Source organism: Marinilactibacillus kalidii (assembly GCF_017599325.1).
Classification (GTDB): domain Bacteria; phylum Bacillota; class Bacilli; order Lactobacillales; family Carnobacteriaceae_A; genus Marinilactibacillus; species Marinilactibacillus kalidii.
Map to the genome: position 1 here is coordinate 19,663 of NZ_JAGFVM010000043.1, position 14,689 is coordinate 34,351.

At 38.9% G+C, this 14,689-nt stretch carries 13 protein-coding genes and 1 other annotated feature; of the genes, 2 read left to right on the forward strand and 11 right to left on the reverse strand.

All coding sequences use genetic code 11. The annotated features are described in order from the left end of the window. Positions 1–32: 32 nt before the first annotated feature. The 6 genes from J5J05_RS10280 to J5J05_RS10305 all read right to left on the reverse strand — a co-directional run bounded on the left by J5J05_RS10280 (position 33) and on the right by J5J05_RS10305 (position 4,518). Positions 33–737, reverse strand: coding sequence for a methionine ABC transporter permease (locus tag J5J05_RS10280; protein WP_208560599.1), 705 nt, complete (start codon positions 735–737; stop codon positions 33–35). Then, complete coding sequence (locus J5J05_RS10285; RefSeq protein ID WP_208560600.1) at positions 730–1,761, reverse strand: methionine ABC transporter ATP-binding protein; 1,032 nt, start codon at positions 1,759–1,761, stop codon at positions 730–732. Before J5J05_RS10285 ends, J5J05_RS10280 begins: the two co-directional genes overlap by 8 nt. A gap of 109 nt (positions 1,762–1,870) precedes the next feature. Continuing rightward, positions 1,871–2,134, reverse strand: a binding site (T-box leader). 65 nt (positions 2,135–2,199) lie between these two features. After that, positions 2,200–2,559, reverse strand: coding sequence for a glycine cleavage system H family protein (locus tag J5J05_RS10290; RefSeq protein WP_208560601.1), 360 nt, complete (start codon positions 2,557–2,559; stop codon positions 2,200–2,202). Between the two features lie 13 nt (positions 2,560–2,572). Next, positions 2,573–2,926 (reverse strand): arsenate reductase family protein, encoded by a 354-nt coding sequence (locus tag J5J05_RS10295; RefSeq protein ID WP_208560602.1) that lies wholly within the window; start codon positions 2,924–2,926, stop codon positions 2,573–2,575. Between the two features lie 113 nt (positions 2,927–3,039). Beyond that, on the reverse strand, positions 3,040–4,083 hold the full coding sequence (locus J5J05_RS10300) for a YihY/virulence factor BrkB family protein (protein WP_208560603.1): 1,044 nt from the start codon (positions 4,081–4,083) through the stop codon (positions 3,040–3,042). Between the two features lie 204 nt (positions 4,084–4,287). After that, the gene (locus J5J05_RS10305) at positions 4,288–4,518 is read right to left on the reverse strand and encodes a DUF2969 family protein (protein ID WP_208560604.1); all 231 of its coding nucleotides are present in this window, start codon (positions 4,516–4,518) and stop codon (positions 4,288–4,290) included. A 181-nt stretch (positions 4,519–4,699) separates the two neighbouring features. Here J5J05_RS10305 and J5J05_RS10310 point away from each other — a divergent pair, with 181 nt between their 5' ends. Continuing rightward, positions 4,700–5,593 carry a fumarylacetoacetate hydrolase family protein gene (locus tag J5J05_RS10310; protein ID WP_208560605.1) on the forward strand — a complete coding sequence of 298 codons (894 nt, stop codon included), beginning with the start codon at positions 4,700–4,702 and terminating at the stop codon, positions 5,591–5,593. A 55-nt stretch (positions 5,594–5,648) separates the two neighbouring features. Here the strand turns inward: J5J05_RS10310 and J5J05_RS12980 are convergent, their stop codons facing one another. Further along, positions 5,649–7,370 (reverse strand): Na/Pi cotransporter family protein, encoded by a 1,722-nt coding sequence (locus tag J5J05_RS12980; RefSeq protein ID WP_208560606.1) that lies wholly within the window; start codon positions 7,368–7,370, stop codon positions 5,649–5,651. 556 nt (positions 7,371–7,926) lie between these two features. Between J5J05_RS12980 and J5J05_RS10320 the strand changes: the two genes are divergently transcribed. Next, positions 7,927–9,189 carry an MFS transporter gene (locus J5J05_RS10320; RefSeq protein WP_208560666.1) on the forward strand — a complete coding sequence of 421 codons (1,263 nt, stop codon included), beginning with the start codon at positions 7,927–7,929 and terminating at the stop codon, positions 9,187–9,189. A 79-nt stretch (positions 9,190–9,268) separates the two neighbouring features. On the opposite strand, the gene J5J05_RS10325 is transcribed toward J5J05_RS10320, so the two are convergent. The 4 genes from J5J05_RS10325 to J5J05_RS10340 all read right to left on the reverse strand — a co-directional run bounded on the left by J5J05_RS10325 (position 9,269) and on the right by J5J05_RS10340 (position 14,613). After that, on the reverse strand, positions 9,269–10,636 hold the full coding sequence (locus tag J5J05_RS10325; RefSeq protein ID WP_208560607.1) for a M20/M25/M40 family metallo-hydrolase: 1,368 nt from the start codon (positions 10,634–10,636) through the stop codon (positions 9,269–9,271). 150 nt (positions 10,637–10,786) lie between these two features. Continuing rightward, positions 10,787–11,653, reverse strand: a complete 867-nt coding sequence (locus tag J5J05_RS10330; RefSeq protein ID WP_425270361.1) for an ATP-binding cassette domain-containing protein — start codon at positions 11,651–11,653, stop codon at positions 10,787–10,789. A gap of 97 nt (positions 11,654–11,750) precedes the next feature. Then, positions 11,751–12,845 (reverse strand): ABC transporter ATP-binding protein, encoded by a 1,095-nt coding sequence (locus J5J05_RS10335; protein ID WP_208560609.1) that lies wholly within the window; start codon positions 12,843–12,845, stop codon positions 11,751–11,753. A gap of 91 nt (positions 12,846–12,936) precedes the next feature. Further along, a complete protein-coding gene (locus J5J05_RS10340) occupies positions 12,937–14,613 on the reverse strand; it encodes an ABC transporter substrate-binding protein (protein ID WP_208560610.1) in 1,677 nt (558 codons plus the stop codon). Between the last annotated feature and the right edge of the window lie 76 nt (positions 14,614–14,689).

Here is a 14,689-nt window from a genome sequence, read left to right on the forward strand (position 1 = left end):
TTTTTTTAAAGTTTGTACACGTTGGAATGGTCTTACCTTTTATCAATTCTCTTCACTGCAAAGTCACCGATAGCTTGAATAATAAAGACGATCAAGACGATCGTGATCGTTGCAACGAGAACTACTGTGTTTCGACCTCTCTGGAAGCCTTCCAGATAAGCCATATTTCCTAGTCCACCCGCACCGATGATGCCGGCGATTGCTGAATACCCAACTAAGGAAATCGCGGTTACTGTAATTCCTGAAACGAGCGATGGTAGACTTTCTGAAATCAATACTTTACCAATAATTTCTAACTTACTGGCCCCCATTGCTTCAGCGGCTTCCACTACACCTTTATCGACATCTCTGAATCCTGATTCAACCAGTCTCGCATAAAAAGGTGCAGCTGATAAGATCAGTGCTGGCAATCCAGCAGTTGGTCCTGTAATCGTCCCTAAGAGTGTTCGAGTAAATGGAATCAATAAGACGATCAAAATGATAAAAGGAATGGAGCGAAATACGTTCACGATCAGTGTTGTAATGTAATATACCGCTTTTGCGAATGTACCCTCTCTTCTACTGGTTTCGTATAAGAGTAACCCTAGCACTAAACCGATAATAAAAACGGCAATCAAGGATACTATTGTCATATAAAGCGTCGCTTGCGTATTCTCCCATAAACTCGCTAAATCTACTTCTTCCCAGTTTGTATATGACTGAAACACTTCTAGCAAACTTTGATTTCGATTACGCATAGTCGATCACCTCGATTTCAATATTGTGTTCCTTGATTTGTTTTATACCCGCTTCGATATCTTCCGTTTTCCCAGTTACTTGTACGTATAAGGAGCCAACTGTATCTTCTTGTGATTCCTGAACATTTCCTTGGATAATATTGATATCCACATTACAAGTACGAGAGATTTTTGAGATAAAGGGGCTTCTAACTGTTTCACCGGCAAAGACAAGTCTAGCGATTTTGCCTTCAGGATATTTTCTAGCTAGTTCATGTAGTATCGTGATCACGTCTTCTGAATCGGCTGTTGTATCCTGACGAATGAATTGTTTTGTGATTTCTTGTTCAGGATTTCTGAATACATTGGAAACTTTTCCTTCTTCTACAACCTCACCTTTGCTCATGACAGCTACCCGATCACAGATTCTTCTGATCACTTGCATCTCATGTGTGATCAAGACGATCGTTAAATTCAGTTTACGGTTGATGTCTAACAGTAACTCTAATACATCTTCAGTCGTTTTAGGATCCAATGCACTTGTTGCTTCATCACATAAGAGAACCGTTGGATCATTAGCCAATGCTCTAGCAATCCCCACTCTTTGTTTTTGTCCACCGGATAATTGTGCTGGGTAGGCTTCTTCCCTGCCTTCTAATCCCACTAAACGAATCAATTCTTTTGCTCTTTCAATGCGTTTTGCTTTCGGAACTTTTGCGATTTCAAGCGGGAATAGGATGTTTTCTAGAACAGTTCTACTCCATAACAAGTTGAAGTGTTGAAAGATCATGCCGATTTTTTGTCTTTCTTTTCTGAGTGTTGCATTTTTCAGGGTGTTCAACGCTTTACCTGCAAGGGAAACTTCACCGGATGTTGGTTTTTCTAGTCCATTCAATAACCGTAGCAACGTACTTTTTCCTGCACCAGAGTAGCCTACGATACCGTATATCTCGCCATCTTGAATGGCTATATTGACGTTATCTAATGCGACGACATCCGTTTGTTTTGTCTTGTAGACTTTATTGATCTGTTTTAATTCAATCACGCTGTTTCCTCCTTAAGCTCATCGTGCTCATCTGCTTGATTCTGTGGTAGGGTCATTCTATTTATACCAATAAAAAAAGCTTTTGTCCTATAGAATCCATTCGTAGATTCCAAAGGACAAAAGCTTTTGCTTTCGTGTTACCACCTTTTTTCGTCTTATACTCGCGTATCAGACCTCATCCAGTACGGAGAATAGTTAGACTATTCCATATACTGTGGCACGTTATCGGGTGCACCCGGATCAGGCTAATGAGAATTCATTCACCTTATCTGCTCAAAGCTCATTTTCCATCCTGCCCGCATTGCTACTTTTCACCAGTTCGCAGCTCTCTTTAAATGTTTCTTGGATGTACTCTACTTATCATCGCATTGATTGTTTTACATAACTTGTTGTATTTAAGTGTTTTTATATTATCAAGCTAGACTCTTCAAGTCAAGCTTAATTTTCATTATTTTGAACTTTATCTGAAAAGCTATTGAATGCTTCGTGGTCTTCACTACTTAGTTCTACGATCCAGTTCTCACTTTTATCTGCGGCATTCAATATTTCTGGCTCATCTTCTACTTCTTCGTGGACGGCCGTCACTGTTCCAGTCATGGGTACTGTCAATTCTGTTACAGCTTTCGCACCTTCTACACCTAGTAGAACGTCACCAGCTTTTAGCATTGCGCCTTCTTCTGGTAATTCGACAAACATGACTTCCCCGATATCATCTTGTCCTTTTTCGGACAAACCAATTCTATACTGGTCTTCCATTTTTTCAATCCATAATCCTGATTCGTGATATTTCACTGACATGTCATTCTCTCCTTTAGTTCGCCCACACTGTTTCATATTCTGCTTCTTTGAAGCCAACGGTGACCTGCTTTTGATCAAAAGCAAGCGGTCGCTTCACAAGCATACCATCTGATGCTAATAATTCCGCTGCTTCTTCAATTGTCATATTAGGTACTTTATCTTTTAATTGCTTTTCTCGATAGACTTGACCGCTTGTATTGAAAAATTGTTTGATTGGACGATCTGACTGTTCGATCAACGCGATCCATTCTTCTTTAGACAACGAGGTTTCTTTTAAATTGATCCAATCATAGGCGACACTTCTCTCATCTAACCACTTCTGTGCTTTTTTGCAAGTTGTACAAGTTGGATGGCAATAAAATTTCATGTAAACAAACTCCTCATTCTCTAAACTTCCTTTTCTATTATAAGGCATTTCACCTAAAAATCAAAAGAGATAAAAAAAGCCAAGCTTTATGCTCGACTTCTTTCTCTCATACTCTAACTATTCATATTCATTTCATCTTTATTTTGCTTGATTTTGTCCAGCTCATCTTCTTTTAATCGGTTTACTTTATAGATGGCTTTTTTCAAAATTACGGTATCTGATTCATCTGGGTAACCAGTCCATTCTGAATCACTGATTTGCTTCTCTCTTCTGAGATCTGATTCGTACTCGGGCACTGATTTGTGATTTTTCCATTCAAAGATGATTGTATTTAATAAGCCCCCTAGCAACATAATGATACTAGATAGATAAAGGAATAACATCAAGGCGATAAATGCACCAAACGTGGCATTTGCGACAGCATCTCCACCGGCAACATTCAAGTAAAGCGAGAAACCTTGTACAAGAATTAACCAGCCAACTGTAGAAAAAATCGCTCCAGGGAATGAATACTTCACTGTAATATTATGATTTGGTACAAATCGGTAAACAATAAAAAATACTACAAATAAAATCGCAATCAAAACAATATATCGAACAATCAAAAAGGTATCAATAAACGGTAATTGTAAGTCAACAAAGTCTTGGATGATCGTTAAGATTTGTTCACCAAACACGAATAAAAATACAACGAGTCCAATCACGATCAAAATCCCTGTCATGACAAACACGGAAATGATACGCGCAATAATAAAGTTGTTCTGCATCGTCGCACCGTATACATCGTTCAATACTTTTCTCAAAATATTGATGACTTTACTCGCTGACCAGATCGCACCCAATAACCCTATTGAGATCACGCCGCCACTACCACTTTCCAAGTAACTGGCGAGTGTCGGTTCCAGTACATTAAAAATATCTTGAGGAATCACTTCTGACATAAAATTCAAAATATCTTCTGTCGCCATCGGTAACAGAGGAATGACATTGGCAATCACCAATAGTATGGGTAGTAAAGATAAGAGCAAGAAATAGGCCATTCCGGCAGCACTTTGATTGATATCTGCACGTTCCCAATTCGACTGAAAAATGTTGATCAATCGAATCAATTTCTTTTTATGAGGAATCTTATCCTCATATTTTTCTACTTTTTCCATTCTCATCACTTCCTAACGCTGTTGAAATACAACAGTTCTTTGTTCCATCATATCACATTCAGCTTCTCTAACCGTATCGAAAGCATTGATTACTTTTTTCGTTCAATCTTAGCGATAGACAAAAAAAGCCTACCCAAGAAACCTGAACTGAAAACTTAGCGCTTCAGCTAGTCATTTCTATAGATAGACTTTTTTCAAATATGTTTATTGATCGTGCAAGTTATACTCAGAGATGATCATTTGAATCCCTTCATCCACTGTCTTCGCTGTCATTTCTTTATCTGATTTGTACCAGATCATCGCTTGTTCGTCCTGCGCTTGACGAACTGTACCGATCACTTTGTTCTTGACCAGCACTTCGATTTCGTTCAACGTGTCTGATTGGTTAGCTGTTTCTCTGATTTCAACTTCAATATTTTTATTGCGGTTAGCCATTTGAATCCTCCGTTTATAAGTCATACGCTTACGTGTTAGTCTCTTAAGAATACTGGAAACTACTCGTTTGAGCAAGAAAATTCAAATCAAAATTCATTATAATTTTATATCTAGGTGCTTTTAGCTATAATTATAAAAATAAAGTTATTCAAATTGATCACTTCCTTAGGAGGAAACAAGTATGAAACTTGTTCACTATTATACCGCTTCACATGGTCAGGCCCAACTAGGGATAGAACTGAGCGACGGTATCTTGAACATTGAAAAAACAAGTCGTTATTTTCAAGATCAAACGACTTACACAATGGAAAAATTAATGAAAGACCCCAAATTATTGAAGCCATTAGCTAAACTAGTTGAACAGTTTAAAGCAACAAAAGGAACGCCCGAAGCACTGCTTGAACAAAGAGATCAGCTTTATTATTTACCAGTTATCCAGCATCCTGAAAAAATCATTTGTGTCGGGATGAATTACTTGGACTATATTAAAGAAGTCGATGGTGAAATCCCTTTAAAACCCGTACTTTACAATAAGTACAATAATGCCCTAGCAGGGCATAATCAAGAAATCCCCCTTCCTTCCGTTGCCAGAAAAGTTGATTATTCGGCAGAGTTGGTCGTAGTGATCGGAAAAGAAGCTTTTAACATTTCAAAAGAACAAGCGCTTGACCATGTTTTTGGCTACACGGTCGGTAATGATCTCTCTGATCGCTCAATTCAAACAAATACATCGCAATGGATGCTTGGAAAAACACTTGATTACTTCGCACCCGTTGGTCCTAGTATCGCCACGAAAGATGAAATTAGTGATCTAAAAAATCTTTCTGTTACTTTAACTGTTAATAACGAAGTGAGACAACAAGGGAACACGAAGGATATGATTTTCGATGTCCCTTACATTATCAGTTTCCTGTCTAGACATCTTACGTTAAAACCAGGTGATTTGATTTTTACTGGTACACCTAAAGGCGTCATCTATAGTCAAGATAAAGTCGATCAACATTGGCTAACACAAAATGATCTACTAGAGGCTTCCATTTCTGGTATAGGCACTCTCATCAATCAAATCAAATAAAAAACATTCTCGCTCTACAGTCATCGACTGAGAACGAGAATGTTTTTTTGTTACTTTAAGGTAATTCGACACCGTCAGTAACTTCTTTCAAGTAACCATGTTTTGGAATTTTGTTTTGTTTTTGGAATGGATAACGCATCCCGAGCGTGTGTTTCGCTATCTTCGTTGAATGATCTGACATTCTTTCAAGATTCGATACAATATCCACAAAAAGGATCCCATCGGAAGGTAACCCGATACCTTTGTTTAAGCGTTCAATAAATTTACTACGAATATCGTCTTCCAATTTATTGACTTCTTTTTCTCGTTTCAAGACTTTACCCGCTAGCGAGTAACTATCTTCTGAGAAGGATTTAACAGCATCTTTGATGTTCTCTTCAACAAGTTCAAATAAATGAACAAGATCCTCATCAAAGAATACCTTATCTCCTTTGTTGTAATTCTTGTTATGTTTTTTATTAGCTTTAACCGCTTCTTGAATATTTTTAATGACATTTTCTGAGTGATCACCGATTCGCTCGAGATACTTCGTTACATCCACTAATTGTGCATGTTCAGCCGAGTTTTGAATAGGTAGATCTTCTACTGAAATCAGCATTAAATATTCTGTTAAGTGAACGTCGATTTTGTTGACGACTTCTTCTAATTGCAGCGTGTTGATCCGACTTTTATCGTCTTGTTTTTTATAATAATTAAACATTGATTTATATTCTTCCGTAACAAATTCACCCATTTGCTGTATTTCTAATTTGGCTTGGTTCAAGGCAATGGATGGTGCTGTTTGAATAATCGAATAATCTAGATTTGAAGAATCGTATTCAATCAATGCATCGTCTCCTGGAACAAGTTTCGTTACGATCGCTGCGATCTGACTAATGAACCACATTTGTATCAGAACGTTGAATACGTTGAACATACCGTGCGCAAAGGCTATTTGCATCGCTGCGTTTAATCCAAATTGCACAGATAAGAAACTGACTAAGCTTGTAAATGGATTTAACAGTAATAACACGATCACTGTTCCTGACAAGTTAAAGATCACGTGTGAAGCAGATGTTCTTCTTGCTGCTACACTTGCGCCGATAGCAGCTAGTATTGCTGTGATCGTTGTACCGATATTGCTTCCGAATAAGATCGGTAATGCCGCTTCAAGTGTCATACTGCCTTGGCTATACAATTCTTGTAATATACCAATCGTTGCAGATGAACTTTGTAGCATGAATGTGAAAAGTGTTCCTGAGATTACTCCTAGGATTGGGTTATGTGATAAAGTAACCATCGCGTCTGTAAAGACTGGCAAGTCTTCTAGCGGTCTCAATCCATCTCCCATTAACTCTAATCCATAGAACAAGGCACCAAAGCCAAATATGACTTGACCCATACTGTTCACGAATGGTCGTTTGAAGAAGAATAAAAGCAAGGCACCAAATGCAAGAATCGGCAGTGCATAAGCACCGATGTCAAAACCAATGATGAATGCTGTGATCGTTGTTCCAATATTGGCACCCATGATGATCCCAATAGCCTGTTTTAATTTCATAAATCCGGCACTTACAAGACCAACTGTTAAAACAGTGGTTCCACTACTACTTTGAATCAATACCGTAACGACGATTCCGGCAAGAACTGCTCGGAAAGGCGTTGATGTAAACTTATTTAAAATATCACGCAAATTATCTCCAGCTGAGCGTTGAAGGCCATCTCCCATATATTTCAAACCAAAAAGGAAAATACCTAGCCCGCCTGCGAACTGAAAAATGATTTGTTGTATATCCACTATTTTTACTCCTCCATATTATGCATTGCGATTTTTGATGATGGATAACTTGATGCTGCGGTATAAACCTGCAACGTTCGAATTCAGAGTTTCCATCTCCATCTTAAATGTTGCTTTACAATAAATGAACAGAAAATTTACAAATTAGAAAATTTTTATTTATTTATTGTTCGAATTCCTACGCAGAGCATAACAGAATTCTTTACGTCTCACGAACGATTCATCTATAAACGAAGACAAACCGACGTCTTTGATTGATCGTTCGGAATAAATTGTTATCTCTCGTTTCGTTTCCGCTTACATTAGATTAATTATCGTTGTTGCGTTCTCTGGTAATTCCCAATAAATTTTACAGGTTGTTCACATAAAGTTAACAATTAACTGGTTTGGTTATTTCTCTATTTGTTTCTCGCTACTTAAGAATCTCACACTTCTAACTATTCATTCGTTATCGTGTAAAATTTAGGAAAAAGATTCGTTAATGCTAACTTTTCTTGCTATCCATTTGCTAAAATGGGTTCATTACATCTTTAAAGGAGTGTTGAGGTAAGTGAAAATGACCTATACGAAAGCAGAACATAGTTGGATGCTTTATGACTGGGGACAATCAGTGTTCTCTATTATTGTCACAACAGCGATTTTTCCAATTTATTATAGTAATGCCGCATCTCAATCTGGTGTTTCAGAGGTCAATGCCACTCCTTATCTCGGCTATACGATCTCAGCCTTTACGCTTATTCTAGCGATTCTAGCTCCCATACTCGGCACGATGGCAGATACCAAAGGATTTAAAAAGAAGTTTTTTATTAGCTTTTTCGTGCTTGGCACACTTGGTACATTCGCTCTAGCTTTTGTACCACTTAACCATTGGCTCTTATTATTGATTGTTTATGCGATCGCTTCTATTGGTATGGCAGGCTCAAATGTATTTTACGATGGTTTTTTAGTCGATATCACGAAACCTGAACGCATGAACCGAATCTCTTCTAGAGGATTCAGCTTAGGCTATATTGGGAGCTGTATTCCATTCGTCATTAGTATTGCGATCATTATGTTAGCGCAAAATGGCTTTCTTCCTTTTTCTGTTACGACTGCGACTCGATTCTCTTTTATACTAGCAGCTACTTGGTGGATCGTCTTTAGTGTCCCCATGTTAAAAAACGTCCATCAATTGTACGGAATCGAGCGAGAACCAAAGTTATTAAAAAGCAGCTTGAAGCGCTTGTTGAATACCTTTAAACAATTAAAACGATATCAAGCAGCTTTTCTATTCCTGATTGCCTATATGTTTTACATTGATGGTGTGGGAACGATCATCGCCATGTCTACAGCTTACGGTACCGACTTAGGCCTGAATCCTACAGACTTATTGATCGTATTGCTGGCTGTTCAAATCGTTGCTGCGCCTTTCGCGATTCTTTACGGGCGACTGGCTGATCGTTTTCCAGGCAAAACGATGATCTATGTTGCGATTATTGTTTATTTATTTGTCTGCATCTACGCTTTTTTTATGGATAACTTAGTTGATTTCTGGATATTGGCTATGCTGATCGCGACTTCTCAAGGAGGAATTCAAGCATTGAGCCGTGCTTATTTCGGAAAAATCATTCCAGCTGATAAAGCCAATGAATTTTTTGGCTTATATGATATCTTTGGCAGATTCGCTTCCATATTTGGACCTAGCTTAGTTGCGATAATTACGCAACTAACAGGGCAATCAAATTACGGGGTTTTCAGTTTGATCATCCTTTTCTTGATTGGTTTTTATGTGCTGACTAAGGTGCCCGAAACAAACACTAGTATGAAGACGACTGCCTAAAACAATGTAAGCTTATCCTAACGATAGACAAAAAGAGGCGACCCTTTTTAAAGGAGTCGCTTCTTTTATTGTGTCCATTTTATTTTCCAAACGCTTGAAGTAAGTACGCCATATGAGCGGATCCTTCAAAAAAGTCTTTCAATCGAACAGATTCATTTGGTGCATGCGCTCTTGAATTTGCCCAGCCACATCCGCTGCTAAGAACAGGCAAGTTCAAATACTTATCGAAATTATACATCGGACCTGTTCCAGCATTATTCGGTGATAAGACGATTTCAGTCTGTTCTCCATAAGCTTTTTGAGCAGAATCAACCACTACATCGACAAAACCATTTGTCAAATCAGAACGGAATGCTTTTTGCCCTTTGATCAAATCAAGTTTTACTTCTTCAAAACCATGTTTATCCAAATGTGCTCGAATCAATTCGTGGATTTTTTCTGGATCTTGTCCTGGAACGATTCGACAATCTAATTTCGCTGAAGCGGCTCTGGGTAATACTGTTTTTGATCCTGGTCCAGTATATCCGGAAATGAATCCACAAATCGTCATTGTCGGATAAAACGCCAGTGCTTCATTCGGTGTCCAGTCTAAATCTTTTGTAATCAATGGATGCTTCAATCCGTATAAGGCTTGTGTTTTTTCAGCATCGAATGGTTTACGTGCGACGACTTCTTTTTCAAAATCAGTCGGTGGTGTAATGTCATCATAGAATCCTTCCACAAGCACTTGGTTATCAGCCGTTCTCATACTCGCTAAGGCTTGTGTCAATCGCCATGCAGCATTGTCCACGACCGCACCGATCGAAGAATGAATATCGACATCTGCACTTTCAACAGATAAGTCGAAATAAGCCATCCCTTTGATGCCTGCCTCGATAACATAGTTTTCTTCTTCATCTTTTCCACCAAACTCCCAGATACAAGCATCACTTTTAAACAAGTCAGCGTATTTTTCTAAATATGCTCCAAGTGACGGACTTCCGTTTTCTTCTTCGCCTTCAATCAGAAATTTCACATTACACGGTAATCCTTCTTCTGAATCTAAGAGCGCTTCGATCGCATTCAGTCGCACCATTAGGTTGGCTTTATTATCTGCCACTCCACGACAATATAAGATACCCTCTCGCACAGTTGGCACAAATGGCTCGCTATCCCACTCATCAATCGGATCTTCCGGTTGAACATCGTAATGATTGTAGAACAAAAGTGTTTTTTCACTATTGCCTTTATCACCTGCCGGGAAATACCCATATACCACTGGATTCCCCCCTAGATCATCCAGTACCTGAACTTCTCCACCAGTCTTTTCAAGCATTTGTTTAACATACTGGACAGTTTCTGGTATTTTTCTGTCTTGAGTAGAAACAGAATCCAGTCTTAAGTAATCGAAAAATTCATCCATTCGTTCATCTATCACATGTTGTAATTTTTCTTCTAGTTTCACCATTTATCTTCTGCCTTCTTTCAACGGATTATCGTACTCTTCGTTTTTCCCAAAATATAAAAGCTGCTTTCAAAAAGGCTACCGGGTTCGCTACTTCACTGAAGTCCGGTAAACACATTTTGAAAACAGCCTCCAATCTTTTAACGTTTTTTATTACGCGTATTTCTGACCTTCTCGTAATAGTCGTTCTCGTTTTTTACGGTAAACTTCAATCTCATTTTCATGACAATAGATATAGTGATCCGGTGCGATTTCATGCAAACTGACTTTATGCATATCTTCGTATTGATGATATTTTGGATCATATTCCGTTCTCACACGATTTCGTTCATTTTCCGGATCGGGCGTCGGAATCGCTGACAAAAGCGACTCGGTATAAGGATGCAAAGGTGCTAGATACAACTCATCTGCATGCGCTACTTCCAACATACGACCACTGTTCATAACCCCAATGCGATCACTGATATATTTCACCATAGACAAATCATGCGCGATAAACAAGTAAGTTAGATTATTTTCTTCTTTTAATTCTTTCAGTAAATTGACTACTTGAGCTTGTATGGAAACATCTAGCGCTGAAATCGCTTCGTCAGCAATTATGAAGTCTGGTTCTACTGCTAATGCTCTAGCAATCCCCACACGCTGGCACTGACCACCTGAAAATTCCTTTGGATAACGATTGGCAAATTCTTTACTCAAACCTACCGCTTCCAACAATTCATAAACACGTTCTGTTCGTTCTTTATTATTTTTATAAAGACCATGAACTTTCAGTGCTCCACCAACGATATCCTTAACGGTGATCCTTGGATTCAATGAAGCGTATGGATCTTGAAAAATCATCTGCATAGATTTTCTAAAATCTAACAGTTTTTTTCGTCCATGAATTTTAGCAATATCTTGTCCTTTATAAAGGATTTGACCATCTGTGAAATCGCCTAGCTTGATCAACGCTCTTCCGGTTGTTGATTTGCCACTACCCGATTCTCCTACTAGCCCGAATGTTTCGCCCTCATAGATAGTGAAGCTGACGTCGTTGACTGCTCTGACTTCTGTTTTCTTTCCTTCATTGAAATATTGCTTGAAACCTGTGATTTCAACGATTGGTTTTTTCTCTTTAACCTCTGCTACCAACTACTTCACCTCCAACGTGGCGCTCATTCTTTTTTTCAGCATACAAGCGTTCATATTTCTGTTTCCGTCTAACAACTTCTGCCGGTGGTGTTACACTTGGTGCTTCTGGATGCAGTAGCCATGTCTTGGCATAATGCGTATCCGTCACTTTGAACATTTCTGGCTCTTTTTCAAAATCGATTGCTAGCGCAAATTCATTTCTTGGTGCAAATGCATCTCCTTCAGGTGGATGTAACAAATTTGGTGGTGAGCCTGGAATATTGTAAAGATCCGTTTGGTGAATATCCAGCGTCGGCATGGAAGCCAACAGCCCCCAAGTATAAGGATGCATCGGATTATAGAAAATCTCATCCGCTGTACCGATCTCAACAATTTGACCTGCATACATAACCGCTACTCGGTCTGCCATTTGTGCAACAACACCTAAGTCGTGCGTAATAAAAATGATCGATGTATCTAAATCTTTTTTCAAATCATTCATTAAATTTAAAATTTGCGCTTGAATCGTTACATCTAGTGCGGTCGTCGGTTCATCTGCAATCAAAATCTTTGGTTCACAAGCAAGGGAAATGGCGATCATACCCCGTTGTCTCATCCCACCTGAAAATTGATGTGGATAATGCTTATGCGTTTGCTGAGGATTTTTGATTCCCACAAGTTTCATTAATTCGATTGCTTTTTGAGTGGATTCTTCTTTTGTTAATCCCTGATGTTTCATCATGGGTTCTGCAATTTGTCTGCCGACTTGCATGGTTGGATTCAAAGAGGTCATTGGATCTTGGAAGATCATGGCAATATCATTTCCACGAATCTTCTGCATTTCTTTATCTGAAATCGTCAGTAGATCCTTGTCTTCGAATAAGATCTGGCCACTTTCGATGATAGAATTCTTTTCAGGGAGTAATCGATTGACAGCTTTCGTAGAAACAGACTTTCCTGATCCAGATTCGCCAACGATTGCGAGTGTTTCCCCTTTTTTTAGTTCAAAATTCACACCTCGAACAGCTTGGACTTTACCTTCAAACGTTTTAAAGGAAATGGCTAAATCCTTTACTTCCAGCACATTCGTGTTATCCATCTTTTACACCTCTATCTTCCTTTTCATACTATCGCTTATGCGCCCGTTTAAACGAGCGCTCAGCGACTTCAACTACTGATCTTTCATTTGATTATTCTGGATTCAATGACCATTCGTGTACATTGTATAGTGATCCTGCCCAGTACTCATTGATCCCACCATCCAAGTAATCGACTTGAACTGAGAATTGAGAGTCAGAGTACAATGGTGCAATGACCGCTTGATCTTGCATATATTGTTGTAGCTCTGTATAAATCGGTAATCTTTCTTCGAAACTTGTTCCTTCATTTCCTTTTTCTAGCAATTCATCGATTTTCGGATCAGCAAGTCCTGAATTATTTGAACTAGCACCTGTTTGTACGTAAGTGGAAACGTTAGGATCTACTGTATGACCATATCCCATCATACCGATATCGTAATCAAGATCTTGCGCTACTTGTAGCCATGTCGGGAAATCATATTGTTGAATCTCTACTTCTACACCAATTTCGCCCAACCATTGTTGGATCAAGTTAGCGTTTTGCTCTCTGACCGCATTACCTGTAGGAACACCTAATCTCAACGTTTGCGTAAAGTCAAAGTCAGCATCTTCTAACATTTCTTTTGCTAATTCCGGATCATATTCAAGTGGTTGAATCTCGTCAGTATTATATGGACTTGCTGACGTATACATACCACCGATTACTTCTCCACGACCTTCAAGTAGATTATCAACAGTCAGTTGACGATCTAGTGCATGGATGAAAGCTTTACGAACTTCTGGATCTGGGAATACCTCGTTATTGATGATCATGTACTGACCATTGAAACTTGGGTTTTCAACTACTTCCAGTCCTTCGATATCTTCAAGCAGTGACACATCTTGAATCGGTACCATACCGATACCTCCACCTGCAGCCATATGAAGATTACCTGCTTGGAATTCTGTTACAAGGGCAGTACCATTCATGATACGACCATAAATGGTTTCAATTTTTGGTGCGCCTCTATAGTAGTCTGGATTTGCTTCTAATTGAACATAGTTATCATTGTCATACTTAACAAATTTATATGGTCCGCTGAATACTGAAGGTTGTGTTGCTGCTTCAGAGTTTGAGATTTCAGAAGGTTCTAGTTCTCCAAAGACATGTTCTGGCGCAATCAGCACATCAAACCCTACAAATTCTTGGATCAATGCCAAATCGACAGGTGATTTCGTTTTCAGTGTTAGAGATTTATCTCCCGTTACTTCAACACCCGATAGTTCTGTCGCGCCTTCTTCAAGGACACCTGAATCATCTGTTCCTTCAATCATGGCAATTCTTGTACCGAGTGATGTTTCAACTTCTGGATTCGCAATCGCGTTCAGTGTAAAAGCAACGTCATTAGCTGTTACAGGTTCGCCATCTGTCCAGTTCGCATCTTCATTGATTTCAATTTCGAATGTCTGATTATCAGAAGTATCAAATTTAGAAGCTAACGCATTGTCCCAAGCATCAGCTTCTGGCATAACCAGCAAACTGTCATACATGAATCGTTGAATCCACTTGCCACTGACACCTGGCGCGTAAAACGGATTAAAACTATCTGGTGCGTTTGTCATACCAATCATTAACGTACTTGTATCGCCCGCTTCAGCTTGTGGTACATCTCCTTCACTTTCACTATCAGCGCCACCTTGTGCCGCATCATCTGGACCAGGTACATCACTATTACCGCAAGCTGCTAGGACTATCGTCGAAGCAAAAATCGTTGCCCCATATTTTAATCTCGTTTTCCAATTTGACATGAAAATCTCCCCTTAACTCTATATGATTTAACTTAAAGCCAACGCGTTACCCCTAACGTTTGTCGTCTGCTTCTAT